Origin of the sequence: Streptomyces sp. NPDC006435 (assembly GCF_040612315.1) — a bacterium.
Taxonomy (GTDB): domain Bacteria; phylum Actinomycetota; class Actinomycetes; order Streptomycetales; family Streptomycetaceae; genus Streptomyces.
The window spans coordinates 16491-43441 of sequence record NZ_JBEXPY010000013.1 but is presented as its reverse complement, the minus strand read 5'-3'; the positions used below and the strand labels follow the sequence as shown (position 1 = coordinate 43441).

The 26951-nt window shown below is 72.6% G+C and carries 26 protein-coding genes; 3 read left to right on the top strand and 23 right to left on the bottom strand.

Features of this window, described 5'->3' with window-relative positions:
- Nucleotides 1-55: 55 nt before the first annotated feature.
- The 3 genes from ABZZ04_RS15675 to ABZZ04_RS15665 form a co-directional block, all read right to left on the bottom strand.
- Entirely contained in the window at nt 56-1015 is a 960-nt protein-coding gene (locus ABZZ04_RS15675) for a YafY family protein (RefSeq protein WP_356932743.1), read from the bottom strand.
- A gap of 243 nt (nt 1016-1258) precedes the next feature.
- Complete coding sequence (locus ABZZ04_RS15670) at nt 1259-2113, bottom strand: transferase (RefSeq protein WP_356932742.1); 855 nt, start codon at nt 2111-2113, stop codon at nt 1259-1261.
- On the bottom strand, nt 2110-3393 hold the full coding sequence (locus ABZZ04_RS15665; protein ID WP_356932741.1) for a glycosyltransferase family 4 protein: 1284 nt from the start codon (nt 3391-3393) through the stop codon (nt 2110-2112). The genes ABZZ04_RS15670 and ABZZ04_RS15665 overlap by 4 nt, the downstream gene beginning before the upstream one ends.
- A gap of 358 nt (nt 3394-3751) precedes the next feature.
- On the opposite strand from ABZZ04_RS15665, the gene ABZZ04_RS15660 reads away from it, so the two are divergent.
- The gene (locus tag ABZZ04_RS15660) at nt 3752-4534 is read left to right on the top strand and encodes a hypothetical protein (RefSeq protein WP_356932739.1); all 783 of its coding nucleotides are present in this window, start codon (nt 3752-3754) and stop codon (nt 4532-4534) included.
- A gap of 137 nt (nt 4535-4671) precedes the next feature.
- Entirely contained in the window at nt 4672-5019 is a 348-nt protein-coding gene (locus ABZZ04_RS15655) for a hypothetical protein (RefSeq protein WP_356932738.1), read from the top strand.
- A 68-nt stretch (nt 5020-5087) separates the two neighbouring features.
- Here ABZZ04_RS15655 and der read toward each other — a convergent pair whose 3' ends face one another.
- From der to ABZZ04_RS15625, 6 genes are all read right to left on the bottom strand, one after another.
- Nucleotides 5088-6557, bottom strand: coding sequence for a ribosome biogenesis GTPase Der (gene der / locus ABZZ04_RS15650; RefSeq protein ID WP_356932737.1), 1470 nt, complete (start codon nt 6555-6557; stop codon nt 5088-5090).
- Nucleotides 6558-6621: 64 nt separating this feature from the next.
- Nucleotides 6622-7281: a lysophospholipid acyltransferase family protein gene (locus ABZZ04_RS15645; protein ID WP_356932736.1), complete on the bottom strand. Its 660-nt coding sequence runs from the start codon at nt 7279-7281 to the stop codon at nt 6622-6624.
- Nucleotides 7278-7979, bottom strand: a complete 702-nt coding sequence (gene cmk / locus ABZZ04_RS15640; RefSeq protein ID WP_356932735.1) for a (d)CMP kinase — start codon at nt 7977-7979, stop codon at nt 7278-7280. Before cmk ends, ABZZ04_RS15645 begins: the two co-directional genes overlap by 4 nt.
- Nucleotides 7980-8111: 132 nt before the next feature.
- Nucleotides 8112-9197, bottom strand: a complete 1086-nt coding sequence (locus ABZZ04_RS15635) for a prephenate dehydrogenase (RefSeq protein ID WP_356932734.1) — start codon at nt 9195-9197, stop codon at nt 8112-8114.
- On the bottom strand, nt 9194-9556 hold the full coding sequence (aroH, locus tag ABZZ04_RS15630) for a chorismate mutase (RefSeq protein ID WP_356932733.1): 363 nt from the start codon (nt 9554-9556) through the stop codon (nt 9194-9196). The genes ABZZ04_RS15635 and aroH overlap by 4 nt, the downstream gene beginning before the upstream one ends.
- 156 nt (nt 9557-9712) lie before the next feature.
- Nucleotides 9713-10153, bottom strand: a complete 441-nt coding sequence (locus ABZZ04_RS15625) for a YidB family protein (protein ID WP_356932732.1) — start codon at nt 10151-10153, stop codon at nt 9713-9715.
- Between the two features lie 144 nt (nt 10154-10297).
- Here ABZZ04_RS15625 and ABZZ04_RS15620 point away from each other — a divergent pair, with 144 nt between their 5' ends.
- Nucleotides 10298-11008: a nucleotidyltransferase domain-containing protein gene (locus ABZZ04_RS15620; RefSeq protein WP_356932731.1), complete on the top strand. Its 711-nt coding sequence runs from the start codon at nt 10298-10300 to the stop codon at nt 11006-11008.
- A gap of 68 nt (nt 11009-11076) precedes the next feature.
- Here ABZZ04_RS15620 and ABZZ04_RS15615 read toward each other — a convergent pair whose 3' ends face one another.
- The 14 genes from ABZZ04_RS15615 to ABZZ04_RS15550 form a co-directional block, all read right to left on the bottom strand.
- Entirely contained in the window at nt 11077-11865 is a 789-nt protein-coding gene (locus ABZZ04_RS15615) for a nucleotidyltransferase domain-containing protein (RefSeq protein ID WP_356932730.1), read from the bottom strand.
- A 3-nt stretch (nt 11866-11868) separates the two neighbouring features.
- Nucleotides 11869-12891: an ADP-ribosylglycohydrolase family protein gene (locus tag ABZZ04_RS15610; protein ID WP_356932729.1), complete on the bottom strand. Its 1023-nt coding sequence runs from the start codon at nt 12889-12891 to the stop codon at nt 11869-11871.
- Nucleotides 12888-13673, bottom strand: coding sequence for an NUDIX domain-containing protein (locus ABZZ04_RS15605; protein WP_356932728.1), 786 nt, complete (start codon nt 13671-13673; stop codon nt 12888-12890). Before ABZZ04_RS15605 ends, ABZZ04_RS15610 begins: the two co-directional genes overlap by 4 nt.
- On the bottom strand, nt 13670-14749 hold the full coding sequence (locus ABZZ04_RS15600) for an AAA family ATPase (protein ID WP_356932727.1): 1080 nt from the start codon (nt 14747-14749) through the stop codon (nt 13670-13672). The genes ABZZ04_RS15605 and ABZZ04_RS15600 overlap by 4 nt, the downstream gene beginning before the upstream one ends.
- Nucleotides 14746-15399 carry a nicotinamide riboside transporter PnuC gene (pnuC, locus tag ABZZ04_RS15595; protein ID WP_356932726.1) on the bottom strand — a complete coding sequence of 218 codons (654 nt, stop codon included), beginning with the start codon at nt 15397-15399 and terminating at the stop codon, nt 14746-14748. Before pnuC ends, ABZZ04_RS15600 begins: the two co-directional genes overlap by 4 nt.
- Nucleotides 15400-15522: 123 nt before the next feature.
- The gene (locus ABZZ04_RS15590; protein ID WP_356932725.1) at nt 15523-16626 is read right to left on the bottom strand and encodes a pseudouridine synthase; all 1104 of its coding nucleotides are present in this window, start codon (nt 16624-16626) and stop codon (nt 15523-15525) included.
- The gene (gene scpB / locus ABZZ04_RS15585; RefSeq protein WP_356932724.1) at nt 16626-17273 is read right to left on the bottom strand and encodes an SMC-Scp complex subunit ScpB; all 648 of its coding nucleotides are present in this window, start codon (nt 17271-17273) and stop codon (nt 16626-16628) included. The genes ABZZ04_RS15590 and scpB overlap by 1 nt, the downstream gene beginning before the upstream one ends.
- Nucleotides 17270-18388 (bottom strand): segregation/condensation protein A, encoded by a 1119-nt coding sequence (locus ABZZ04_RS15580; protein WP_356932850.1) that lies wholly within the window; start codon nt 18386-18388, stop codon nt 17270-17272. Before ABZZ04_RS15580 ends, scpB begins: the two co-directional genes overlap by 4 nt.
- 426 nt (nt 18389-18814) lie before the next feature.
- Nucleotides 18815-19405: a hypothetical protein gene (locus tag ABZZ04_RS15575; RefSeq protein WP_356932849.1), complete on the bottom strand. Its 591-nt coding sequence runs from the start codon at nt 19403-19405 to the stop codon at nt 18815-18817.
- Nucleotides 19402-20520 carry a ParA family protein gene (locus ABZZ04_RS15570; protein WP_148833898.1) on the bottom strand — a complete coding sequence of 373 codons (1119 nt, stop codon included), beginning with the start codon at nt 20518-20520 and terminating at the stop codon, nt 19402-19404. Before ABZZ04_RS15570 ends, ABZZ04_RS15575 begins: the two co-directional genes overlap by 4 nt.
- A 402-nt stretch (nt 20521-20922) precedes the next feature.
- Nucleotides 20923-22038: an alanine dehydrogenase gene (gene ald / locus ABZZ04_RS15565; RefSeq protein WP_356932848.1), complete on the bottom strand. Its 1116-nt coding sequence runs from the start codon at nt 22036-22038 to the stop codon at nt 20923-20925.
- A 143-nt stretch (nt 22039-22181) separates the two neighbouring features.
- Entirely contained in the window at nt 22182-24245 is a 2064-nt protein-coding gene (locus tag ABZZ04_RS15560) for a tetratricopeptide repeat protein (protein ID WP_356932723.1), read from the bottom strand.
- Nucleotides 24246-24481: 236 nt separating this feature from the next.
- Nucleotides 24482-25108 carry an NUDIX hydrolase gene (locus tag ABZZ04_RS15555; protein ID WP_148833902.1) on the bottom strand — a complete coding sequence of 209 codons (627 nt, stop codon included), beginning with the start codon at nt 25106-25108 and terminating at the stop codon, nt 24482-24484.
- A gap of 89 nt (nt 25109-25197) precedes the next feature.
- Entirely contained in the window at nt 25198-26859 is a 1662-nt protein-coding gene (locus tag ABZZ04_RS15550) for a CTP synthase (RefSeq protein ID WP_148833904.1), read from the bottom strand.
- Nucleotides 26860-26951 lie beyond the last annotated feature (92 nt).

The window sequence follows — 26951 nt, the reverse complement described above, 5'->3', positions numbered from 1 at the left end:
CCCGCGGAGGGCGGCCGGCACCCCTCCGTGCGGAACCGGTCACCTGCGGCGGGGCTCAGTCCAGGGCCCTGGACAGCCGGTCCCTGGCCGTCCGGATCGCCTCCTCGAACTCCGGCGGCTCGACGACCTCGAAGTCGAAACCCAGCATCATGACGTGGACGACCAGCACGTCCATGCTCGCCGCACCGGTGCGCAGCAGACAGCTGTCGGCGTCGACCGCCTCCAGGGTCCCGGCGAACGGCGAGGTCCTCGCGGCCGCGCGCTCGATGCCCACCTTCAGCCGGACCACCGCCCGCGTGGCGTACGCGGTGGTGGAGAGCCCCTCGGAGACATAGGCGGCCAGATCCTCGGCCGGCGGGTCGCGGGGGACGAACCGCGGGCCGTGCGGCGGCGTGGGCGTGATCCGGTCCGCGCGGAACGTGCGCCAGGCCGCCCGGTCCAGGTCCCAGGCGACGAGGTACCAGCGGCGCTCGGCACACACCAGCCGGTGCGGTTCGACGGTGCGGCGCGACGCGGAACCGGCGTGGTCGCGGTATGCGAAGCGCAGCCGTTCGCCGTCCCGGCAGGCCGCGGCGAGTTCGGTCAGGACGGCCGGGTCGGCGGCGAAGGCCCCGGGGTCGCGGAACAGCGGCACGGTGAAGGAGTTCAGCGCGTTCACCCGGCGCCGGAGCCGGTTCGGCAGCACCTGTTCGAGCTTGGCCAGTGCGCGTACGGAGGTCTCGCCGATGCCCTCGACGCCGTTTCCCGCCGCCGTGCGCAGCCCCACGGCGACGGCGACGGCCTCGTCGTCGTCGAGGAGCAGCGGCGGCAGCTGGGCCCCGGCACCGAGCTGGTAGCCGCCACCGGTGCCGGGGCTGGCGTTGACCGGGTAGCCGAGGTCGCGCAGCTTGTCGATGTCGCGCCGGACGGTGCGCGGGGTGACCCCGAGCCGTTCGGCGAGATCGGCGCCGGACCAGTCGCGGTGCGCCTGGAGCAGCGAGAGCAGGCGCAGCAGTCGTGCCGAGGTCTCCAACATGGGGCGAGTCTGCCAGGATCCCCGGACCCACGGCCGGTCCGGACCCGCGAACGCTCCGGACCCTCGGCCGACCCGGCTTTGCGACCGGTTCCGCGACCGGCGCGACGGCCGCGGAGCGCGGGCGCCTTGAAGCACGGCGGCGTCAAACCGGGGCATCGGGCCCCGGGCACGCGCCGGGTCGCTCCACCGCGCGCCGGACCGCCCGAACACGCGCCGGGCCCGGCCGTACGGCGGGGCGGTGGGCTATCGAGCGGCCGGGGACTTGGCCGGGGCCGGGTCGAGCCGTACGCAGAGGTCGTTGTCGCTCGAATAGCAGGGGGTGGCCCGGACCCCCTCCCCGACGGGACGGGCCGGGTAGACGAAGATCTTCTTCCGGTCCCACACGTCGTCGAGGATGCGGGAGATCCGCACACCGCCGGCCGGTCCGCCGGTCCCGGCCCCCGGTACCAGCCAGAGCGTCCACAGCTGCTGCTCGGCGAGGGGCCCCTCGACCAGCCGCCCGACGGGGAGCGTGCAGGCGAAGGCGCCGTCCCGTCCGGTGACCGGTGCCCGCAGCACCCGGCCGTCCGCGCCGGGCAGCCGCGCCTCGACCCGGGCGTCGGCGCCGAGCTCCGTCCCGTACAGCGTGCCCCGGACGGTCATCGCGCCGTCGTCCAGGGTGATCGGCCCGGCCTCGGCGTGCGGTGCGCGGAGCCAGCAGCGCACGGCGAGCCGGCCGTCGAGCGTCGGGTACGGGATGCGGACCGCGACCCGCCCGGCGTCCGGGGCGCGGTCGACGAGCAGCCGCAGATCCCTGATCCCGGGCAGGACGGCCACCGCCTCGCCGTCGTCCGCGTCCGGCTCCCGGAGATGGACGTCCCAGCGGCCCTCGGCGGATTCCGTGCAGCCCGGCAGCACCGCGCGCAGCCGCCCGTCGCGCAGCGGGCTCAGCGCCAGCCGCACGGTCCCGTCCGCGCCCTTGGCGCCGCGCCGCCGGAGCAGGAGTTCGGGCAGCTCGCCGTCCTCGTCGCGGCGGCGGTCGAGATCGAAGGTGATCCCGCCGTCGGGGCCCACGGTGCAGTCGGCCCGGGACTTCCGGTGGGGCGTGGTGGCGGTCATGCGGAGTTCCCCCTGCGGATCACGGCGGCTGCCTTGTAGCGCAGGGCGTACGCCCCGTCGAGCACCGTGCCCCGGGCGCGGTGCAGTGTGGTGCGCATCGCGCCGTGCGAGCGCTCGCGCGGGCCCCGTGCGGCGAGTTCGGTGAAGAGCCGTTCGTGGCGTTCGGCGATCCGCGCCGGGTCGAACCGCTGCGAGGCGACCAGGGCGGCGCGCCCCGCCCGGTGCCGCGCCTCGTCGTCCTCGATCAGCCCGAGCAGCGCCCGGGTCACCGCCGCCGTGTCGCCGACCGGCACCAGTCGTCCGTCGGTGCCGTCGTCGATGATCTCGCGGGGGCCGTGCGGGCAGTCGGTGGCGACGACCGGCAGTCCGCAGCGCATCGCCTCGACGATGGTCATGCCGAAGGACTCGCGGTCCGAAGTGACCGCGGCGATCGACCCCTTGGGCCACTCGGCCTCCAGCGGGTTGACCGGGCCCATCAGGAACACGTGCTCGTGCAGGCCGAGTTCGTCGATGAGCGCGACCAGCGTCTCCCGCTCGTTGCCGGTGGCGTCGCCGCCGCCGTAGATGCGCAGCCGCCAGTCCGGGCGGGCGGCCACCACGTCGGCGAAGGCCCGCACGAGCAGGTCGTACCGCTTGACCCGGTGCAGCCGGCCCGCGGCGATCACCCACTTGTGGTCGCCGTCGGCGGGCGGGACGGTCGGCGCGGGCACGCTGTTGGGGATGGCCTCGATCCGTACCCCGGGCAGCTTGAGCCCGGTCCGGTAGGCGCGGGCGTCGGCCTCGGTGACGGTGGTGATCGCGTCGAGCAGGGCGTAGCGGTGCCCGATCTCGCGGCGCAGCCGGTAGCCGTGGCTGTCGAGGGTGAGATGTTCCTGGCCGATCCGGACCGGGCCGGGCCGGGTCTGCCTGCTGATCTGCACGTTGAGCCCCGGCCTGGTCCCGACCACGACGTCCGCGTCCAGGGAGCGCAGGTGCTCCGCCACCCGTGCGTCGGTCAGCCTGCTGTACTGCCGGTGCCTGCTGTCGCCGCGCGGGAACACCGTGGCGGGACGGGCGTGCTCGGGCGCGTCGCCGTCGTACGTCGGGCTCTTCTTCCGCAGGTCCACGAGGTGGCTCATGCGCACGCCCGGGGGCGCGCCCAGGACGGGGTCGTCCCGGTGCCGGAAGACCGACACGATCTCGACGTCGTGGTGTCCTGCCAGTTCCTCCGCGAGGTTGAACGTCGTCCGGATCGTGCCCCCGACTCCGTAGGCGTTGTGGAGCAGGAAAGAAATGTGCATGGAACGCCGTGTCTCCCGGTTCAACTGGCCAGTGGGCGGGGTGCACTTGCCATGACGGTTCGAGGCACCCGGAGGTTCACTCCGGATGGGAACGAGTTTCGGCCGGTCACCGACTCGTCCGTTTTCCTGCTTTGTCGACGTATCGGTATGCCGGGCTGTCGCCGAGTCGACCACATCGCCGTACACCCCACCAGGACGAATCGGCCGCAGGTGCCCCGAGGGACACCGGGATTCACCCTCTGTGGCGGATGGTTCGATTACGTTCCCTTTCTCGCGTGACCCCGGCCGCGGATCGCCCGTTGTCATCTTCATGAGCCGGGAACCGCCCGGCGCACGCACCGAGTTCGAGGAGCCACCCGTGCCGCGCATGCTCGACGTCAGCGAGGACGTACGCGCCGAGATCGGCGATGCCGAAGCCGACCGGCTGCTCGTCGGCGACAACACCCCCGGAAGTTACGACTGCACCTCCTGCCGCACCCCCGGGGACTCCGAGCAGGAACGCACCAGCACGGTGCTGTTCGTCGGCGACGAGACCGCGGTGCTCGCCTTCGCCCACGCCACCTGCATCCCCTCCCAGGTCGTCCAGGTCGCCGAGGAGCAGTTGCAGGGCGCCGTGCGCAGCATCACCGGCGACGAGGCCGAGCAGTCGCAGGACCTTCCCGCCGAGCAGGCCGTGCTCGGGATCACCAGCGGTCTCGTCCTGATCGACGACGAGCTCCACCCGGCCCTCGTCGTCGAGCCGACCGGCGCGATCGCCCGGCCGGGCACGGACGGCAGCCGGGGCGACGAGTTCCTCCAGCTGCTGCTGGAGCAGGGCTTCCACCGGGCCCCCCGGATGGACCAGGTGCCCGCCGTCCTGCACGGCTGGTCGATCCTGCTCGCCATGGGCAAGCTGCACGCCGTGCTCCAGCCGGGCCCCGACGGCGGCGCCCCGGTCGCCTGGTGGCAGGCGCACGCCCCGCTCCAGGTCACCGAGGGCTGGCGGACCGCGGCCAACAAGTCGCAGACCGTCCTCGTCTTCGCCGCCCCGGCGGGGTCGATCGGCCAGCAGCCCCGCGAGGACCTGCTGCGCGACGCGCTGGACAGGGCCGCGGCCGACGGGCTCCTGGTCGCCGCCGCGATGCCGCTGGCCGGGACCTGACCGTGGCCGACCGGCCCTCGCGCCCGCGGCGAACCGCTATTTCTCCGCCGCGCCCGCATCCGACGGACACCGGGGTCGTTGGCACGTACGTGCACTCATACGACTCCTCACACCAGCGCCCGAGCCCGATTCCTGCCATGCGCCCCACGCAGGAGCCCTCGGGTGGTCAGTCCCACACCCCGATCTACGACGCGCTGTACTCCGAGTACCGCCGCTCGTTCCGGGCGCTGCCGGGTGACCGGAGCGGCGAGGAGAATCTCGGCTTCATGTCCTTCGGCAGCGGGCTCTTCGGCAGCCGTCTTCCGCTGGGCCCCCGCCCTGGCCACGCCCCGGGCTTCTCCACCGGGCTGTCCGCGACCGGTGGTACGGCCGGCAACGGCGGTACCACCGGCACCCGCGGCGGCACCGGTTCCTGGCAGCGGGTGGGCGGACACTCCGGGCGCGCCCGGCCGGCCGCGCTGCCGCCCGGCTCGCGAGGGGCTTGACCTGCGACGGAGCCCCGGCCGGTCTCGGATTCGAGACCGGCCGGGGCTCCGTCGTACGCCCGTGTCGGCTACTTGTTGCGGCCGCGCTTCTCGCGGACCCGCACCGAGATGTGGATCGGGGTGCCCTCGAAGCCGAACTCCTCGCGCAGCCGGCGCTCGACGAACCGGCGGTAGCCGTGCTCCAGGAAGCCCGAGGAGAACAGCACGAAGCGCGGCGGCTTGGTGCCCGCCTGGGTGCCGAACAGGATGCGGGGCTGCTTGCCGCCGCGGATGGGGTGCGGGTGGGCGGCGACGACCTCGCCGAGGAAGGCGTTCAGCCGGCCGGTGGGGACACGGGTCTCCCAGCCGGCGAGGGCCGTCTCGATCGCCGGGACCAGCTTCTCCATGTGGCGGCCGGTGGCGGCCGAGACGTTGACCCGCGGGGCCCAGGAGACCTGTGCGAGCTCCGTCTCGATCTCGCGCTCCAGGTAGTAGCGGCGCTCCTCGTCGAGGGTGTCCCACTTGTTGTACGCGATCACCATGGCGCGCCCGGCCTCCACGGCCATGGTGATGATGCGCTGGTCCTGGACGCTGATGGACTCGCCGGCGTCGATCAGGACGACGGCGACCTCGGCCTTCTCCACGGCGGCGGCGGTGCGCAGGGAGGCGTAGTAGTCCGCGCCCTCCTGGAGGTGGACGCGGCGGCGGATACCGGCCGTGTCGATGAACTTCCAGGTGATGCCGCCGAGCTCGATCAGCTCGTCGACCGGGTCGCGGGTGGTGCCCGCCAGCTCGTTGACGACGACGCGGTCCTCGTTCGCCACCTTGTTCAGCAGCGAGGACTTGCCGACGTTCGGGCGGCCGATGAGCGCGATCCGGCGCGGTCCGCCGATCGGGGTGCCGAAGCGCTGCGCCGGGGCCTCGGGAAGTGCTTCGAGCACGGCGTCGAGCAGGTCGCCGGTGCCGCGGCCGTGCAGCGAGGAGACCGGGTGCGGCTCGCCGAGGCCGAGCGACCAGAGCGCGGCGGCGTCGGCCTCGCCGCTCTGCCCGTCGACCTTGTTGGCGCACAGCACGACGGGCTTGCCGGCCCGGCGCAGCAGCTTGACGACGGCCTCGTCGGTGTCGGTCGCGCCGACCGTCGAGTCGACCACGAAGACGACCGCGTCTGCGGCCTCGATGGCGTACTCGGCCTGGGCGGCGACGGAGGCGTCGATGCCCAGCACGTCCTGCTCCCAGCCGCCGGTGTCGACGACCTTGAAGCGGCGGCCCGCCCACTCGGCCTCGTAGGTGACGCGGTCGCGGGTGACGCCGGGCTTGTCCTCGACGACCGCCTCGCGGCGGCCGATGATCCTGTTCACCAATGTCGACTTGCCGACGTTGGGACGGCCGACGACGGCGAGCACGGGCAGCGGTCCGTGACCGGCCTCGCCGATCGCGCCCTCGACCTCCTCCAGGTCGAAGCCCTCCTCCGCGGCGAGCTCCATGAACTCCGCGTACTCGGCGTCGCCAAGCGCTCCGTGCTCGTGGTCCGAGCCGTCGGAGTGAATCTGGTCGTTCATGAAGTCCGTTCCTCTTTGCATCATCGATGGGCCGCGATCACGCGGCCCACTACTCAAGTCTTACTCAGCGCCCGGTGAAACGCCGGGCCTCGTCCAGATGGGCGGTCAGCCGCGCCTGGATCCGTACCGTCGCCTCGTCCAGCGCCTTGCGCGTACGCCGCCCGCTGCCGTCGCCGGCCTCGAAGGCCTCGCCGAAGACGACGTCGACCCGGCTGCGCAACGGTGGCAGTGCCGATATCAACCGTCCGCGGCGCTCGGTGCTTCCCAGGACGGCCACGGGCACGATCGGTGCCCCGCTGCGCACCGCGAAGTACGCGAGCCCGGCGCGCAGGGAGGCGAAGTCGCCCTCGCCCCTGGTGCCCTCGGGGAAGATCCCGAGCGCCCCGCCCTCCTCCAGCACACCCAGGGCCCGGGTGATGGCGGTGCGGTCGGCGATCGTACGGTCCACCTTCAGCTGCCCGATCCCGCGGAGGAACGGGTCGAGCGGACCGACGAACGCCTCCTTCTTGATCAGGAAGTGGACGGGCCGGGGCGCGGTGCCCATCAGCATCGGACCATCGATGTTGTGGGAGTGGTTCACCGCGAGTATGACGGGTCCGGAGGCCGGCACCCGCCACGCCCCGAGGACGCGGGGCTTCCACAGCCCGTACATCAGCCCGATGCCGATCCCGCGTCCGACCGCCGCGCCGCGCGGCGAGGGCGAGCCCGTGGTGGCTCGGGTCACTTCGCGGCCCGCTTCTCCTCGACGAGGGTGACGACACACTCGATGACCTGCTGAAGGGTCAGCTCGGTGGTGTCCACCTCGACCGCGTCGTCCGCCTTGGCGAGCGGGGAGGTCTTGCGGCCGGAGTCGGCCGCGTCCCGCTTGATCAGCGCCTCCTTGGTGGCGGCGAGGTCGGAGCCCTTGATCTCCCCGCTGCGCCGGGCGGCGCGCGCCTCCGGCGAGGCGGTGAGGAAGATCTTCAGGTCGGCGTCGGGCAGCACGGTGGTGCCGATGTCCCGGCCCTCGACCACTATGCCCCGGTCGGCCGCGGCGGCGATGGTGCGCTGGAGCTCGGTGATCCTGGTGCGCACCTCGGGGACCGCGCTGACGGCGCTGACCCTGGAGGTGACCTCCTGGGTGCGGATCGGGCCCGAGGCGTCCTCGCCGTCGACGGTGATCGTCGGGGCGGCCGGGTCGGTGCCGGAGACGATGACCGGCTTGGCGGCGGCGGTCGCCACCTCCTTCGCGTCCTGCACGTCGATGCCGTTGTTCAGCATCCACCAGGTGATCGCCCGGTACTGGGCTCCGGTGTCCAGGTAGCTCAGGCCGAGCTGGGCCGCGACGGCCTTGGACGTGCTCGACTTGCCGGTGCCGGAGGGCCCGTCGATGGCGACGATCACTGCGGCCGGGGCCGTACGGGTTTCCACGGTGGTGGACACCTTCCTGGGTACACGGGTGTGGGCGGGAGGACGGGGGCGCGCGTGAATCCGCCCCGCACAAGGTTACCGAGTGTCGGGGCGGGGCCCTGCACCCCTGTGGACAACGCCCTCCCGCCCCCCGTCCGCCCCGGCCTACTGCCGTATCGACCAGCCCCGGTCGCGCAGTGCCGCGCTCAGTCCGGGGGCCGCGCTCGGCTCGACCATCAGCTGGACCAGACCCGCCTGCTGCCCGGTGGCGTGCTCGATGCGGACGTCCTCGACGTTGACCCCGATCCGTTCCGCGTCGGCGAAGATCCTGGCCAGCTCGCCCGGCCGGTCGCTGATGAGCACGGACACGATCTCGTACGCGGCGGGTGCGGTGCCGTGCTTGCCCGGCACCCTGACCCGGCCCGCGTTGCCGCGGCGCAGGACGTCCTCGATGCCCTCGGCGCCCTGCCGGCGCTTGTCGCCGTCACCGGACGCGAGGCCGCGCAGCGCCCGTACCGTCTCGTCCAGGTCGGCGGCGACCCCGGCCAGCACGTCGGCAACCGGGCCGGGGTTGGCGGAGAGGATCTCCACCCACATCCGGGGGTCGGAGGCGGCGATCCGGGTGACGTCCCTGATGCCCTGGCCGCAGAGGCGCACGGCGGACTCCTCGGCCTCCTCCAGCCGGGCGGCGACCATCGACGAGATCAGCTGCGGGGTGTGCGAGACCAGGGCGACGGCGCGGTCGTGGGCGTCGGCGTCCATCACGACCGGTACGGCCCGGCAGAGGGCGACCAGTTCCAGGGCGAGGTTGAGGACCTCGGTGTCGGTGTCCCGGGTCGGGGTGAGGACCCAGGGACGGCCCTCGAACAGGTCCGCGGTGGCGGCGAGGGGGCCGGACCGCTCCTTGCCCGCCATGGGGTGCGTGCCGATGTAGGCCGTGAGGTCGAGGCCGAGGGCCTCCAGATCGCGGCGCGGGCCGCCCTTGACGCTGGCGACGTCGAGGTAGCCGCGCGCGACGCCGTCCCGCACGGCGGCGGCCAGGACCGGGGCCACGTGGGCGGGCGGCACGGCGACGATCGCCAGGTCGACGCGGCCCTCGGGGGCCTCGTCCGTACCCGCGCCGAGCGCGGCCGCGGTGCGGGCCGATCCGGGATCGTGGTCGGCCAGGTGGACCTGGATGCCGCGCCCGGCGAGGGCGAGCGCTGCGGAGGTGCCGACCAGGCCCGTTCCGATGACGAGGGCGGTTCTCACTGGGCGATGTCCTTGCGGAGTGCGGCGGTGGCGCCGAGGTACACGTGCGCGATCTCGGCCTTGGAAAGGTACGTCTCCACATGCGCCAGGACGCGCACCACCCGGGGCATGGCCCCCGTGATGTCCAGTTCCTGGGCGCAGATCAGCGGTACGTCGACGATACCCAGCCCGCGGGCGGCGGCGGCCGGGAAATCGCTGTGCAGGTCGGGGGTGGCGGTGAACCAGATGCTGATGAGGTCGTCCGCGACGAATCCGTTGCGTTCGAGGACGGCGGTGAGCAGGGCCCCGACCCGCTCGCCCATGTGCCCGGGCTCGTCCCGTTCCAGTTGGACGGCTCCGCGGACCGCTCGTACCGCCACGTCGTGCTCCTCGGTTCCCTCGTGCGTGTCGCGCCTGCTGTCCGCCTGCGTGATCCCTGCCCGGTCAGCCTAGAGGGGCGGCGGGGCCCGCGGCCCCGGGTGCTCTGTCAGTGAGACGGGCCGTGCGTCCTGCCGCCCCTCGCGGGCGGTGCCGTTTCAGAGTCGCTGCTCGCGGACCAGGTCCTCGATGGAGCGGCCTTCCGGCACCTCCCCCGACGGAGTCAATTTGTCGACGGCCGTCGGCAGCGACCGGGCGATCTCGTCGGCCGCCTGTTCCGTGGACACCCCGGCCTCCTGAGCGACCTGCCGCAGGGTCCCGTCCGGCAGCGCCTCGGCGATCTGGGCGCCGCTGACCGGCTGGTTCGCGCCGGTGCCGATCCAGGACTGCGCCTGGTCGACCAGGCCGGACCGGGTGAGCACGTCGATCAGCCCTTCGAGCGCACTGCCGCCGCCCTGTCCGCTCCGACCGCCCTGGCCGCCGCCGAGCGCGCCCAGCAGTGCGCCCAGGATGTTCCCCGCGCCGCCGGAGCCGCCGCCCTGTCCGCTGCCGCCGCCCAGCAGTCCGCCCAGCAGGCTGCCGAGGTCGTTTCCCGCCATGGTTCCGCCCTTCCGGAGGGGATGATTCATCGACAATGTCGATCAGAACCGGGGCTCCTGCCACTCGGGCGGCGCGGCTCCCGCGGCCGTGCGCGCCGGGAAACTCCCGACGCGGCGCGCCTCCTCCCCCGTACCCTCACCCGCATGACCACCCCTGATCCCGAGGCCCTCGTACGCGACCACACGGTCTACTCCTGTGTGATGGGCTCACGCGCCTTCGGGCTCGCCACGGAGGGGAGCGACACCGACCTGCGCGGGGTCTTCCTCGCGCCGACCCCGCTGTTCTGGCGGTTCGACAAGCCGCCGACGCACATCGAGGGACCGGCACCGGAACAGTTCTCCTGGGAGCTGGAGCGCTTCTGCGAACTGGCCCTGCGCGCCAACCCCAACGTGCTGGAGTGCCTGCACTCGCCGCTGGTGCAGCACGTCGACCCCGTGGGCCGCGAGCTCCTCTCGCTGCGCGACGCGTTCCTCTCCCGGCTGGTCCACCAGACCTTCGTGCGCTACGCGGTGGGCCAGCGCAGGAAGCTGGAGGCGGACGTCCGGCAGCACGGGGCCCCGCGCTGGAAGCACGCCATGCACCTGCTGCGGCTGCTGGCGAGCGTCCGGGACCTGCTGCGCACGGGCGAGCTCACGATCGAGGTGGGCGCGGCCCGGGAGGAGCTGCTGGCGGTGAAGCGGGGCGAGGTCTCCTGGGCGGAGGTGGAACGCCGCATGGACCGCCTGGTCGAGGAGAACGACGGGGCGGTGGCCGGCTCGCCCCTGCCGCCCGGACCGGACCGGGCCCGGGTGGAGGACTTCCTGGTCCGTACCCGCCGGGCCTCCGCTTCCCGGCCCGGCGGGAACACGGCATGAGGCCCGGCGGGGGAACCACGTCGTAGGACGTGTTCCGGAAGTCCCGTCCTGCCCTGCGGGTGCCGCGGCTACGACACCCGCCCCGTCGGCCGGGCACGCACCACGAGCTCGTGCAGTGCGTCGAACCCGCCGGCCGCGTCGGGGAGCCGTGACGCCGCCTGCGCCTCGTCGAGCACCGTGTGCAGCGCCTCGACCTCCCGGGACACCGCCGCGGCGTCCACGCCCTCCGCTCCCCCGTGCTCGGCCTCGGCCTTGGCCGCGATCAGATCGGGCAGCCGGGCCGGGGCGGCGACCTCCCCGAGCAGCGTCGGCAGATGTGCCAGCACCTCGCCGCTGCGCATCAGGTGGATGCCGGTGAGCAGCGCCCGGAACGTGTACAGCAGCGGTTTCAGCTCGCCGGTCTTCTCGAAGAGCCGCCACTGGGTGTTGGCGAATCCCCGGTAGTGGTGGGCGTGGTTGCGGGTGAGCACCCCGGGGGCCAGGGCCACCAGCTCCGCGTGCGGCTCGCTCGTGTGCACGACGAGCGGCGAGAGCAGCTGCTCCAGCACGTAGCCGTTGGGCTTCAGCATCAGCTGGACGAACTTCCGCAGGTCATGGGTGACGAGGTCCATCTCGACGCCCTCCCGGTCCCACATCCGCGAGCGGGTCTCCTCGGGCCGGCGCAGCCCGAGGAGGTCCTCCGCGGGCAGGAGATGGACCCCCCGAAGGTCCACATCCGAGTCCCGGGACGGGAACCCGTAGAGGTGCGCCCCGGAGACCGTGGCGAACAGCAGCGGGTGGCGTTCCCCGGCGAGGACCGGGCCGAGGTCCATGACCGGCAGTCCGGACCCCTGGAGGGGCGTCGTTTCCGTACTCATGGCTCAAGAATCCCAGAGCGCCCCCAGCGCCAGCAGGTCGCTCCGGTACTCGATCCGCTCCGACCACTCCTTGGGCCAGGCCCCCGCCCCCAGGTGCGCCCCGGCGAACGCCCCGGTCAGGCAGGCCAGCGAGTCCGAGTCGCCTCGGGTGCAGGCGGCGCGGCGCAGTGCGGTGACGGGGTCCTCGGGGAAGAGGAGGAAGCAGTGCAGGGCGGTGGCGAGGGCCTCCTCCGCGATCCAGCCGTCGCCGGTCCGCTCGCAGGGGTCGGTCTCCGGGGAGGGGTCGCGCAGGGCGTCCTGGACGCGGGCCAGGACGGTGAGGCACTCCTCCCAGCCGCGCCGGATGTACAGCTCGGGCGAGGCGTCGCCCGCGTACCGCCAGAGGTCGCCGAGCCAGCGCGTGAGGTAGCGGCCGCTGTTCTCGTACGCGTAGCTGCGCAGCTGCCCGATCAGTCCCGTCGGATCCACCCCCTGGGCCAGCAGGTGCACCGCGCGGGCCGTCAGGTCGGACGCGGCGAGCGCGGTCGGGTGGCCGTGGGTGAGGGCGGCCTGCAACTGGGCGGCGCCGGAGCGCTGTTCGTCGCTCAGGCCGGGCGCGAGTCCGATCGGTGCGACCCGCATGTTGGCGCCGCAGCCCTTGGAACCGGTCTGGCTGGCCTCCTGCCAGGGCCGGTCGCCGTCGAGCAGGCGGCAGGCGGTCATGCAGGTGCGGCCGGGGGCGCGGTTGTTGTCGGGCGAGTGGTACCAGTCGACGAACTCCTCGCGCACCGGCCGGGCCAGCCGCAGCGGGGTGAGCAGCCCGCGGTCCATGGCGGTGCGCAGGCCCCGCCCCAGGGCCAGGGTCATCTGGGTGTCGTCGGTGACGAACGCGGGCTTCGGCAGCCGCATCTCGCGCCACGGTCCGCACTTGGCGAGGATCGAGGGCACGTTGTTGAACTCGGTCGGGAAGCCCAGGGCGTCGCCGAGCGCGAGCCCGGTCAGCGCGCCGGTGGCGGCCTGCTTGGTGATGGTCCTGGTCACGATCATGTGCTTCTTCCTTCCGGTCTCAGGAGTGGAGGGTGCAGGGCGGTGGCGGCACCCGCCCGGTAGAGCGCGGCCGGTTTTCCCCGTCCGCCGGTGCGGCGCGGCGGTCCCTCCACGACCTGGACGAAGCCGGGCGTGGTGAGGACCTTGCGCCGGAAGTTGGGCCGGTCCAGCTCGACGCCCCAGACCGTCTCGTACACCTGCTGGAGTTCCCCCAGGGTGAATTCGGGCGGGCAGAAGGCGGTGGCGAGGCAGGTGTACTCCAGCTTGGCGCCGATCCGGTCGTGGGCGTCGGCGAGGATGCGGTCGTGGTCGAAGGCGAGCGGACCCGGGGCGCGGGGCGGGGGTCCCGCCGGGTCGGGGGTGTCCGGCTCCTTACGCGGCAGCCCGGCGTCCCACCACCGGGCGCCCGCCGCGTCGCCCCCGCCGCGCGGTTCGGGCAGGTCGGGCACGAGCGCGGCGTACGCGACGGAGACGACCCGCATCCGGGGGTCGCGGTCCGGGTCGCTGTAGGTGCGCAGCTGCTCCAGGTGGAGGGCGCCGACGGTGGCCTCCGTAAGTCCGGTCTCCTCGGCGAGTTCCCGGCGGGCGGCGTCCTCGGCGCACTCGCGGGGCAGCACGAAGCCGCCGGGCAGCGCCCAGTGGCCCTTGTAGGGCTCCTCGCCCCGTTCGACGAGCAGGACGTGGAGCCGGCCGGTGCGGACCGTGAAGACGGCGAGGTCCACGGTGACCGCGAAGGGTTCGAAGGCGTGCGGGTCGTAGCCCGCGGGGACGCCGGTGCTCATCGGTTCTCCGGCAGGGGGGCGGCGAAGTCCCAGCCGTCGGCGAGCAGCCGGTCGACGGCGGCGACCGCGGTCTCCAGGCGTTCCTCGTGGGATCCGGTCAGTTCGACGAACCGCCTTCCGGTGCGGGTGAGTTCGGCCCGGAAGCGGTCGGTCATCCAGGGGCGCAGCTCCTCGCCGTCGCGCAGTCCGTCGTCCTCGAAGGCGACGCCCTCGTGGTCGGTGAGCAGCCACAGGTGGTGGGCGACGCGGTCGGCGGTCTCCTCGACGAGCGGGTTGCGTCCGCCGATGTACCGCTCGTGCCAGACGGTGGTGGCGAAGGAGTCGGTGTCGCAGAGGAGCACCGGCGACCCGACGCGCGCGGCCGCGTCCTCCGCGGCGTTCTGGGCCTCGGCGATCAGCGGGAAGTCCTCCGTGCGGAAGACGACGTCCTCCCACTGGGCGCCGGGCCAGCGGGAGCGCAGCTCGGCCAGTTTCCGTTCGCTGAACTCCCGGCCGTACTCGGCGACGTAGCCGGTCCGGGCCCAGACCCCGCCGCGTCGGCGGTAGTGGTCGGCCAGGGCCAGGGCCATCGTCGTGGTGCCGGTGGATTCCGCGCCGAGGACGACGACCCGGCGGGCGAGCGCGGCCCGTACCGGCGGTTCCAGGAAGTCCCAGCAGCCGACCGGGTCCTTGCGGACGGCCGTTCCGGAGACGGGGAAGACCGTGCGGCCGGGGTCGACGCAGACGGACTCGGCGCCGAACCTGCGGGCGAGTTCGTCCCCGTACGACTCCGAGGTGAAGACGGCGTCCACCGGCTCGGGCACGGCCGCGGTGAAGACGGCCATGTGAGCGTCCCAGATCGCCGGGTCGTGGAGGTCCATGCGGGTGTCGTCGACGGCGCCGACGACCCGCGCCTCCGGGTGGACCTCCCTCATCCAGGCCACCCGGTCGGCGAGCGGAACGGACTCGACGGAGGCGGCGCAGACGAGGACGGTCAGCCGTTCGCAGCGGTCCTGCGCGGTGCGGACGAGGTGGTGGTGGCCGGCGTGCGGCGGATAGAACTTGCCGAGGACCAGCCCGTGTCCGAAGCGCTTCACGCCGTCACCGCCGCCGGCTCCCGCCGCTGTCCGGCGAGGTCGCGCCGCCAGTTGCGCAGCCCGATCAGGCAGAGCGTCATGAACCCGATGTACAGCAGCGAGGTCAGGTAGAGCTCCTTGTACGCGTACAGCGGGATGTACACCACGTCGGCGGCGATCCAGAGCCACCACGACTCGACGAGCTTGCGGCACTGCCCGTACGTCGCCGTCAGGGACAGCGCGGTCGTCAGGGCGTCCCAGAAGGGCACGGTCGAATCGGTGGCGCGGTCGAGCAGGGCGGTGAGGGCGAGGGCCCCCACCGCCCCGGCCACGAGCAGCCGGATCCATTCGGCGCGCGTGGTCCGCCTCACCGGCAGGTCCGGTGTTCCTGGTCCACCCCCGTGGGTCCAGGTCCACCAGCCGTAGCAGGCGAGGACGATGAAGACGATCTGCAGGCCGGCGTCGGCGTACAGACCGGCCTGGGCGAACAGCAGGATGAAGAAGAGGTTGTTGGCGATGCCGATCGGCCAGTTGGCGAGGTGCTGGCGGGCCACGAGCCAGACGCACAGCGCACCGCTGCCGAAGCCGAGCACCTCGGTCCAGCTGACCGGGGTGTCCAGAACCGTCACCAGGGGTTGCTGCAGGGGATCGAGGAAATCCGCGAGACTCACGCCCGCCTCCTTAATAGTCACTCTGACTATAAAGGGGGAACGGGCACGGCAAAAGGCCCGCGGCCGGTTCCCGTTCGAAACATCGACGACGGGAACCGGCCGCGGGCCGGGATACGGGTGCTGCTACAGGCCGACCTCGCGCATCAGCATGCCCACCTCGGTGTTGGTGAGGCGGCGCAGCCAGCCGGACTTCTGGTCGCCCAGCGGGATCGGTCCGAAGGAGGTGCGCACGAGCCGCTCGACCGGGAAACCGGCCTCGGCCAGCATCCGGCGGACGATGTGCTTGCGTCCCTCGTGGAGGGTGACCTCGACCAGGTAGTTCTTGCCGGTGTTCTCGACGACCCGGAAGTGGTCGGCGCGGGCGTACCCGTCCTCCAGCTGGATGCCGTCCTTGAGCCGCTTGCCCAGATCTCGCGGGAGCGGTCCCTGGATGGCGGCCAGGTAGGTCTTCTTCACCCCGTACTTGGGGTGGGTCAGACGGTGGGCCAGCTCGCCGTGGTTGGTGAGCAGGATGACGCCCTCGGTCTCGGTGTCCAGCCGGCCGACGTGGAAGAGCCGCGTCTCACGGTTGGTGACGTAGTCGCCGAGGCACTGGCGGCCGTCCGGGTCCTCCATGGAGGAGACGACGCCGGCGGGCTTGTTCAGCGCGAAGAAGAGGTAGGACTGGGCGGCCACGGTCAGGCCGTCCACCTTGATCTCGTCCTTGTGCACGTCGACGCGCATGCCCTGCTCGACGACGATCTCGCCGTTCACCTCGACGCGGGCCTGCTCGATCAGCTCCTCGCACGCGCGGCGCGAGCCCATGCCGGCCCGGGCGAGGACCTTCTGCAGCCGCTCGCCCTCCTGCTCGGCGCCGGGGTGGGTCTTGGGCGTCCTGATCTCGGGCTTGTTCGCGTACCGGTCCCGGTTGCGCTGCTCGATCTTGGCGTCGAGCTCCCGGGGACGGGACGGGGCGCCGCGGCGGCGCTGGTCACCGCTCCGGCCGCCGCCCTGCGCGGCCTTCGGACCGCCCTTGGCCCCGCCGCGGGCCGCGGCGCCGCGGCCCTTGCGGGGGCCGTCGCCGCTCCTCTCGCCGTCGGCGCCCACGTCGTAGCGGCGCTCCTCGGGCCTGGGCCGGCGGGGACGCTGCTCCTGCTTGCCGTCACGGCCGGCGCCGGCACCCCGGGGATTCCGGTTGCCGCCGCTCCTGCCGCTGCCGCTTCCGCTGTTCCTGCCACTGCTTCGCATCAAAAGTCCGTCTTGTCGTCTGCGTGAGTATCCGGGGTGTCCGGTGCGTCCGGATCGAACGACGGCACACCCTCTGGCGTCTCGGCCTCGATCGCGTCCGCCTCGGGGAGGAAGGGCGCGAGCTCCGGGAGCTCATCCAAGCCACGCAGGCCCATCCGCTCCAGAAAGTAGTTCGTCGTCCTGTACAGGATCGCACCTGTTTCGGGTTCCGTGCCCGCCTCCCCGACGAGGCCCCTCTGCAGGAGGGTCCGCATGACCCCGTCACAGTTCACTCCGCGCACCGCCGAGACCCTCGACCGGCTGACCGGCTGACGGTACGCGACCACGGCGAGGGTCTCCAGCGCCGCCTGGGTGAGGCGGGCCTGCTGGCCGTCCAGGACGAAGCCCTCGACCGCCTCCGCGTACTCGGGGCGGGTGTAGAAGCGCCAGCCGCCCGCCACCAGCCGCAGGTCGAAGCCCCGGCGCTGCACGGTGTACTCGTCGGCCAGCTCGCGCAGCGCGTCGGCGACCGCCCTGCGGGGCCGCTCCAGCACCTTGGCGAGGTGCTCCTCGGTCGCGGGCTCGTCGACGACCATGAGGACGGCCTCCAGCGCGGGCTTGAGGTCGAGATCCGCGACGGTGGAGCCGGTGGTGTCCTGCTGACTCATGCCTTCACATCCTCCTGGGCGCCCTGCGCCTCGGTGTCGAACTCGTCCGTGACCACGGGCTCGTCCCCCTCTCCCCCGGCCCAGCGCACCAGGAGTTCCCCGAGCGCCTCGTCCTGGTCGAGCGCGACGGCCTTCTCCCGGTACAGCTCCAGCAGTGCGAGGAACCGGGCGACGACGGTCAGGGTGTCCGGGGCGTCCTCGGTGAGCGCCCGGAAGCTGACCTCCCCCGCCTCGCGCAGCCGCGCCACCACGATCCCGGCCTGTTCCCGCACGCTGACCAGCGGTGCGTGGATGTGGTCGACGTACACCTGCGGCTTGGGCTTGGGCTGCATCGCCTTCACCGCCAGCCGGGCGAATCCTTCCGCCCCGATGCTGATCACGACCTCGGGCAGCAGATCGGCGTGGTGCGGTTCCAGGCCCACGGTCCGCGGGAAGCGCCGTCCCTCCGACTCCAGGCGCTCGCTGAAGATCTCCGCGATGCGTTTGTACGCGCGGTACTGGAGCAGCCGCGCGAAGAGCAGGTCGCGCGCCTCCAGCAGCGCCAGGTCCGCCTCGTCCTCCACCTCGGCGGCGGGCAGCAGCCGGGCGGCCTTCAGGTCGAGCAGGGTCGCGGCGACGACCAGGAACTCGGTGGTCTGGTCCAGGTCCCAGTCCGGTCCCATGGCCCGGATGTGCGCCATGAACTCGTCGGTGACCTTGGACAGCGCGACTTCGGTCACGTCCAGCTTGTGCTTGGAGATGAGCTGGAGGAGCAGGTCGAAGGGCCCCTCGAAGTTCGCCAGCCGAACGGTGAACCGCCCGTCCTCGACGGCCTCGGACTCCACCCCGGCCCCCTCGGACTCCGGCGCTCCGGAACCGGGTGCCTCCGGTGCCTCCGGTACTTCCGGCGCCTCGGCAGGCTCCGACGTCTCGGCCGTCTCGACGGTCTCCGGCACCTCCCGGGCTTCCGGGGCCGCCGCCGGGTGCGCGGGCGCCGCCCCGTCGGCGGGGAGGGCCGGGGCGGGCGGTTCGGCGCCGGTGTCCGGGCCGCCCGCCCGTTCCGGTACGGGACGGCTCCCCGGGCCGCGCCCCAGGGGGCGGCGAGGGGGGCGGGCGGGCTCGTCGGTCGTCGGCATGAGGGTCCAGGGGCTGCGGGACACGGGCGTGGCCGTACGGAAGGGACCGGGCCGCTCGACCGGCGACCCATCAGCAGGCTAACGCCCCGGGGGCGACGGGGAGTGGATCGGCGAGCGGCGTCATGCGGCCTCGAACCCGAGGCGAAGGAGGAGGCAGATGGGGCCTCCCTGCTCGAACACGGCCGAGAGCTCGGGGAAGGAGCGTCGGCGGCCGGCGACAACACCGGAGGCGGGGCCGCAGGGTTGTCGGGAGCCCGCTCCCCATTGCCCCAGGGCGTACAGGGCTGCCCCGCGGTCCCCGGCGGCGCGGCGTCGGACTCGGTGCGCCGCGGGCCGGGGCGTCCGCGTACGGCCGTGCCGGAACGTCTCCGGCGGCTCGGCGGCTCCGTCGTGCGGGGCCCGCCGGGGTTACGGGGCGCGGCCCCGTCAGCGGCCGCGCAGCCGCCGTACGAGGATGCTCGCGTCGCCCCGCGACTCCAGGTCCGCAAGGACGACGGCGACCGCCTCGCGGACGATCCGTCCGCGGTCGACGGCGAGCCCGTGCTCCCCGCGCAGCACGAGGCGCGCGTGCTCCAGGTCCATCAGTTCCTCGGCCGAGACGTAGACGGTGATCTTCTCGTCGTGGCGCTCGCGGCCGCTGGGCCTGCGGTTGGCCCCGCGTCCGCCGCGTCCTCGCTGCTGCTGGACCGCGGGCGCCGCCTCCTGCGCGGCCGGCGGGGCGGACTGCTGGGGCCTGCGCCCCGCCTGTGCGGCCGCCGCGACCCGGTCGCCCTCGCCGCCGCGGCTGCGCGACTCCCCCGCGTCGGCGCCCGCCGCGGAGTGCTCCTCGCGCGGTGCGCCCGCGGTCCCCTCCGCGGTGTCCGTCCCGGTTGCGTCCGCCCCGGGGTCGCTCTCACCGGCGGGGCCCGGCACCCGGGCCTCGCCGTTCGCCTTGCGCCGCCGGTCCCCGGGGGACGAGGCCTGCAGCCCCATTCCCCCGGTGGTACGGAACAGTTCGTCGGCCCCGGGCAGACTCACTCGGCGTGACACCGGGCGAGCACCTCCCTGGCGAGCTGGCGATAGGCGGCGGCACCGACCGAGTTGGAGGCGTACGTGGTGATGGGTTCACCGGCGACCGTGGTCTCCGGGAAGCGCACGGTGCGCCCGATGACCGTGTGGTAGACGTGGTCGTCGAACGCCTCGACGACGCGCGCGAGGACCTCGCGGCTGTGCACCGTGCGGGAGTCGTACATGGTGGCGAGGATGCCGTCGAGCTCCAGGTCGGGGTTGAGCCGCTCCTGGACCTTCTCGATGGTCTCGGTGAGCAACGCCACACCGCGCAGCGCGAAGAACTCGCACTCGAGCGGCACTATGACCTTGTGGGCGGCCGTCAGGGCGTTCACGGTGAGCAGGCCCAGCGAGGGCTGACAGTCGATCACGATGTAGTCGTAATCGGCCATCAGCGGCTTCAGGGCGCGCTGCAGCGTGGATTCCCGGGCGACCTCGCTCACCAGCTGCACCTCGGCGGCGGACAGGTCGATGTTGCTGGGCAGCAGGTCCATGTTGGGGACCGCGGTCTTCAGCAGGACCTCGTCGGCCGACATGCCCCGCTCCATGAGCAGGTTGTAGACCGTGAGGTCGAGTTCCATCGGGTTCACGCCGAGTCCGACCGACAGGGCTCCCTGCGGGTCGAAGTCGACGAGCAGGACACGGCGTCCGTACTCCGCGAGCGCGGCACCCAGGTTGATGGTCGACGTGGTCTTGCCGACGCCGCCCTTCTGGTTGCACATCGCGATGATCTTCGCGGGACCGTGGTCGGTCAGCGGGCCCGGGATCGGGAAGTAGGGCAGGGGCCGACCGGTCGGGCCGATCCGCTCGCGGCGCTGACGGGCAGCGTCGGGCGCGAGGGTGGCCGCGTACTCCGGATCGGGCTCGTACTCGGCGTCGGGGTCGTAGAAGTGCCCCTGGGGCACCTCGTCGAAGTCGGCGAAGCGGGCGGTCTCCCGGCCACTCTCGTTGCCGGCCATGGCGTTCACGTGTAGGCCGTCCATCATCTGGGGGGCTGTCGTCATGTGCTGTTGGGTGGAGAAGGCGCGGACAGCGACGGAGCCGACAGCCTCCAGCCCGTTCGGGCTCTGGCCCCGCGCAGGCATCCCTGGTTGTACACCCCCGGGAGTAAATGTCGACTCATTCACAAGTCGTCTTACCTCCTTGGATGTGACCAGGAAACTTATCGATAGGTCAGCGTGGCACCATGCCGACGATTGGCGACTCTATGGCGTGTCACCGCTTCGCAGCAACACAATCCGCCGGACCCGGCCCGATGTGTCGGCAATCGAACACCTCCCTGTCAAGGGCATGTGGCCATCACGGCGCACTTTTAACCGGTGTACGAATCGGTTGAAGAGTTACGTTCGAGACGAGTTGAACGCGCTCCGCACGGGCCTTGACATGCGTCCGGCCGGACCTTGCTCGGCAAGGTCCGGCCGGACGCATGAAGTTGACGGGAGGTGGGGCGCCTTCCCGCCGCGACCCCTCGGGCCGCCGGAAGGACGTCAGCCGAGGAGCGCGCTCAGCTCGACGTGCTCCAGGCCGTGCGCCTCGGCCACCTCGCGGTAGACGACCTTGCCGTCATGGGTGTTGAGGCCCTTGGCGAGCGCGGCGTCACGGCGCAGCGCCTCGGCCCAGCCGCGGTTGGCGAGCTCGACGATGTACGGCAGCGTGGCGTTGGTGAGGGCGTACGTGGAGGTGTTCGGCACCGCGCCCGGCATGTTCGCGACGCAGTAGAAGACCGAGTTGTGGACCTTGAAGGTCGGCTCGGCGTGGGTCGTCGGGTGCGAGTCCTCGAAGCAGCCGCCCTGGTCGATCGCGATGTCGACAAGTACACTTCCGGGCTTCATCTTGGCGACGAGCTCGTTGGTGACCAGCTTCGGGGCCTTCGCGCCGGGGATGAGCACGGCACCGATGACGAGGTCGGCCTCGACGACCGCCTTCTCCAGCTCGAAGGCGTTGGAGACGACCGTCTGCACCTTGGTGCCGAAGATCTTGTCCGCCTCGCGGAGCTTGTTGATGTCCTTGTCGAGCAGCGTGACGTGGAAGCCGAGGCCGACGGCGATCTGGGTGGCGTTCCAGCCGGAGACGCCGCCGCCGATGACGACCGCCTTGCCGGCCGCCGTGCCCGGGACGCCGCCCGGCAGCACGCCACGGCCGCCGACCGAGCGCATCAGGTGGTAGGCGCCGACCTGCGGGGCCAGCCGACCCGCGACCTCGGACATCGGGGCGAGCAGCGGGAGCGCGCGGTTCGCGGTCTCGACCGTCTCGTAGGCGATGGCGGTGGTGCCCGACTCCAGCAGTGCGTCGGTGCACTCGCGGGAGGCGGCGAGGTGGAGGTAGGTGAAGAGCGTCTGGTCCTTGCGCAGGCGGTGGTACTCCTCGGCGACCGGCTCCTTGACCTTGAGCAGCAGGTCGGCGGTGGCCCAGACCTCGTCGGCGGTGGGCAGGATCTGCGCCCCCGCGGCCACGTACTCCTCGTCCGTGATGGAGGAACCGGCACCGGCGTTCTGCTCGACGACGACCTGGTGGCCGTGGCGGACGAGCTCGTTCACACCGGCAGGCGTGATCGCCACGCGGAACTCGTTGTTCTTGACTTCGCGGGGGATGCCGACCTTCACGTCGATCACGGTCCTTGGCTCAGAGGGCTACCCGGGCATACCCATACATACCCGGATAGACGCTACGTAAATGGAGACACCGCGAACGCACGCGGCACAGCCAGTCTAATGAAGGGTTTCGTACTGTCTAGCCTTACAAAGCATTATTTTTCTGTCGCCGCACTACGGATTTCGCAGGTCGGACCCTTCTGCTCCAGCAATCTGTCGGCCACGCCCCGGTGCAGGCCCGCAGCAGCCGGGTCGCCGAGCCGGTCGAGGGTGTCGGCCAGCCGGAGCTCCAGCGCCGCCTGCAGCCGCACGTCACCGGCCCGCCTGGCCCATTCGACGGCCTCCCGGCAGGTGTGCAGCGACTCGCGCGGCCGGCCCGCGTACTCCTGGACCCGGGCCGCCTCGCTCAGCGCCCGCGCCTGGGCGGGCACGTCGCCGAGCCTGCGGTACCCGGCCGCCGCGGCCCGCCAGTTCCGCAGCGCCTCGCCGTACCGCCCGGCGTAGGTGTGGACGGCGCCGAGCCGCCCGTACAGCCGCGCCTCGTCGGTCCGCTCCCCCTGGGTGAGCCGCTGTGCCAGCGCCCGGCCGTACCAGTCGGCGGCCCGCTGGTAGTCGCCCAGCTCGGCGTAGGCGCCGCCCACGGATTCCATCGCGCGGCCGGTGGCGTACGGGTCCTTCGCCTCCCGTCCGGCGTCCAGCGCGGCCCGGTACCGGGCCAGTGCCTCCCGGGTGCGGCCGGTCCCGGCGTCGAGGTCGGCGAGGTTGAGGAGGGCGGCGGCCCGCTCGCGCGGCAGGTCGCGCCGTTCGGCGACGGCCAGCACCAGGCCGTGCAGCCCGTACAGGTCGGGGGCGGCGGCCTCGGTGCCCTGGTGCGCGGCCAGCGCCCGTACCAGGGCGGCGACCAACCGCCTGGCCAGCGTGTCGAGTTCGCCGTCCTCGACGGCCATCGCGGCCGAGGCCAGCAGCGCCGGGCGGCGGGTCCGCAGCCATTCGGCGGCTGCCTCGGGGTTGGGGAAGCGCAGCGACCGCGGCAGCCCGGCGAGCTTGCGGCGGGCCGGGGAGCCCTCCGGGTCGGTGGTCGCCCGGCAGGACTGCAGCAGCCGCACGGTCCGCTCCAGCAGCCGGGCACCGGCGAGCTGGATCTCCGCCGGGCGTTCCTGCGCCTCCAGCAGCGCCCGCAGCAGCGGGGCGAGGCAGCCGGGCAGCTCGTACTGCGGCCGGCCGGCCCCGTTGCTGCGCAGCAGTCCCAGGGCCACGAAGTCGTCGAGGGTCCGCTGGGCGGCCGAGACGGAGCAGCCGGCCAGCGCGGAGGCGGTGTGGGCGTCGACGAGCCCGGCGGGGGCCAGGGCGAGCAGGCGCAGTATCCGGGCGGCGGTGGCCGGCAGGAAGTCGTGGACCAGCCGGAAGACCCGGGTCAGCGGGCGGGAGCCGGTGGGCTGGTCGGTTTCCTCCGGCAGCTCGCGCAGTTGTCCGGTGATGTCGGCGACCGACGCCATGGGCTGGGCGGCGAGCAGTCCGGCGACCATGACCAGGGCGGCCGGCAGCCCGCCGCACTCCTCGGCCAGGCTCTCGGCGGTCCGCGGGTCGACGGTGATCCTGACCTGTCCGATGGTGCGGGCGAGCATCTTCACGGCGGCGCCCGGGTCCAGACCGCCGATGGTGCAGGGGCGGACGTCGGGAATCCCGGTCAGCGGCCCCTCGGAGGTGGCGACGACCAGGCAGTCCGGGTTGTCGGGCAGCAGCGGGTCCACCTGCTCCGCGTCCGCCGCGTCGTCCAGGAGCAGCAGGACGCGGCGGTCGGCGAGCTCACGGCGGAGCAGCTCGGAGAGTTCGTCGCCGTCCGCGCCGGGCGGTCCCGTCACCCCCAGCCGGCCGAGCAGTTCGCGGGCGGTGCGCTCGGTGGGTACCGGCATGCCGTCGGGGTCGGTGAGCCTGGCTCGGAGCAGTCCGTCCGGGTGGCCGCCGTCGGCGAGCAGACCGCGGGCGAGTTCACCGGCGAGCGCGGTGCGTCCGGAGCCGGGGCGTCCGGCGATCAGCAGGACCCGGGCGCGGGCGGCCTTGCGGCCGGCCAGGGTGTCCAGGCCGGTCCGTTCGATGTCGGCCCGCAGCTGCTTCAACTCGCGTTCGCGGCCCAGGATTCGGGGCGGGGCGGCGCCGGACGGCTCCTCGGTACCCGCCGCCTCGGCCGGGCCGCTGGTGTCCACCGCCTGATCCGTCACGGGCCACGCTCCACTTCGCTGCACGCGTCGCCCGCCGGGGCTCCGGACAGGGCGTTCCGAGCGTAGTTCAGGCGCGTGGGCGATTTCGGTGGAGCACGACGCGGAGGTCCCCCGATCGGATCATCATCTTTTCCGATCAAGGGACTTCGACGGCCCGTACGGCGGACCGCAGGGCCCCGGAACACCCCGGGCCCGCGGTCGGTCCCCGGTGTCCGCGGTCCGCCGACCGCGCCCCGTCAGGCCTCGAACGGGCGGGCCGGCCACGGCGCGTCGGCCGGGCGCAGCGAGTCGATCCCGTCGCCCGCGAGCACCGCCGCGAGCGAGAGGACGCCCACGACGAGGCAGTTGTTGTGCAGCTCCCCCGCGAGCACGCCCCGCACCAGCTCCTGGAGCGGCACCCGGGCCAGCTCCATGTCCGCCTCCTCCTCGGAGACCTCGAAGCGCTCCCCGTCGGCCTCGGAGAGGTTCCGGGCCAGGAAGATCCGTACGGCCTCGTCGCAGCCGCCCGGCGTGGTGTAGACGTCGGTCAGCACCCGCCAGTCCTCGGCCTTGGCGTACGCCTCCTCGTACAGCTCGCGCTGGGCGGCGTGCAGCGGGTTCTCGCCGGGGACGTCGAGCAGTCCGGCCGGGATCTCCCAGAGCTTGTGGCGCACCGGGTGGCGGTACTGGCGCAGGACGAGGACCCGGTTCTCCCCGTCGAGCGCGAGCACGGCGACCGAGCCCGGGTGGACCTGGTAGTCGCGGCGCACGACCGTGCCGTCCGGCATCACCACTTCGTCGGTGCGGACGCTGGTCTTGTTGCCGGTGAAGGGTGTCTCGGTCGCGGTGACCTGCCACTCCTCGGGCGTGTCCTGGAAACCCATCTACGTCCTCCCACGAAAAACAGAAACCGGGGCACGCATCCTCAGTGGATCCGTACCCCGGTCAACGTTAATGCCTGTGCGGCGCCGGACTACTTGCCCGAGGCGGCGGCGACCTTGCGCTCGACGGCCGCCTTGACCAGGCCCGCGAAGAGCGGGTGCGGGCGGGTCGGGCGGGAGCGGAGCTCCGGGTGGGCCTGGGTGGCGACCAGGTAGGGGTGGATCTCGCGCGGGTACTCGACGTACTCGACGAGCTTGTTGTCCGGGGAGGTGCCGGAGAAGACCAGACCGGCCTTCTTCTCCAGCTCGGCCCGGTAGGCGTTGTTGACCTCGTAGCGGTGGCGGTGGCGCTCCTCCACGTACGGCTGGTCGTCGTACGCCTCGCGGACCAGCGAGCCCTCGGCGAGCTTCGCCGGGTACAGCCCGAGCCGCATGGTGCCGCCCAGGTCGCCCGCGCCCTCGACGTACGCCAGCTGCTCCTCCATCGTCGAGATGACGGGGTGCGCGGTGGCGGCGTCGAACTCGGTGGAGTTGGCGTCGGGGATCTCGGCGAGGTTGCGCGCCGCCTCGATCACGATGCACTGCAGGCCGAGGCAGAGGCCGAGCAGCGGCACCTTGTTCTCACGGGCGTACTGGATGGCGCCGATCTTGCCGTTGACACCGCGGTCGCCGAAGCCGCCGGGGACGCAGATCGCGTCGACGTCGGAGAGCTGCCGGGCGGCGCCCGCCGGGGTCTTGCAGTCGTCGGACGCGACCCACTTGACCTTGACCCGGGCCTTGTTGGCGAAGCCGCCGGCCCGGATGGCCTCGGTGACCGAGAGGTAGGCGTCGGGCAGGTCGATGTACTTGCCGACGAGCGCGACGGTGATCTCGTGGTCGGGGTTGTGGACGCGGTCCAGCAGGTCGTCCCAGGTCGTCCAGTCGACGTCGCGGAACGGCAGGTCGAGCTTGCGCACGACGTAGGCGTCCAGGCCCTCGGTGTGCAGCACCTTCGGGATGTCGTAGATCGACTTGGCGTCCACGCAGGCCACCACGGCGGCCTCGTCGACGTCGCACATCAGCGAGATCTTGCGCTTGATGGCGGTCGGCACGTCGCGGTCGGCGCGCAGCACGATGGCGTCGGGCTGGATGCCGATGTTGCGCAGGGCGGCGACGGAGTGCTGGGTCGGCTTGGTCTTGAGCTCGCCGGACGGGCCGATGTAGGGCAGCAGCGAGATGTGCACGACGAAGACGTTGTCCCGGCCGACCTCGTGGCGGACCTGGCGGACGGTCTCCAGGAACGGCAGCGACTCGATGTCGCCGACCGTGCCGCCGACCTCGGTGATCACGACGTCGACGTCGTCGGTGGCCATGCGGCGGATGCGGTGCTTGATCTCGTTGGTGATGTGCGGGATGACCTGCACGGTGTCACCGAGGTACTCGCCGCGCCGCTCCTTGGCGATCACCTGCGAGTAGACCTGGCCGGTGGTGACGTTGGCGGAGCCGTCGAGGTCGACGTCGAGGAAGCGCTCGTAGTGGCCGATGTCCAGGTCGGTCTCGGCGCCGTCGTTGGTGACGAACACCTCACCGTGCTGGAACGGGTTCATCGTGCCCGGGTCGACGTTCAGGTACGGGTCGAGCTTCTGCATGGTGACCCGGAGGCCACGCGCCTTGAGCAGGGCACCGAGGCTGGAGGCAGTCAGACCCTTGCCGAGGGAAGAGGCGACACCCCCGGTGACGAAGATGTGCTTGGTCGTCGTGGATGTGGGCTGCATAGCCAAAGGGGGCTCCCGTGGTCGCGATCGTGAGGTGCGTACCGGCGTTCTTGTCCGGAGACTCCGGAGGCGCCGTCGCTGCGGTTCGGGGG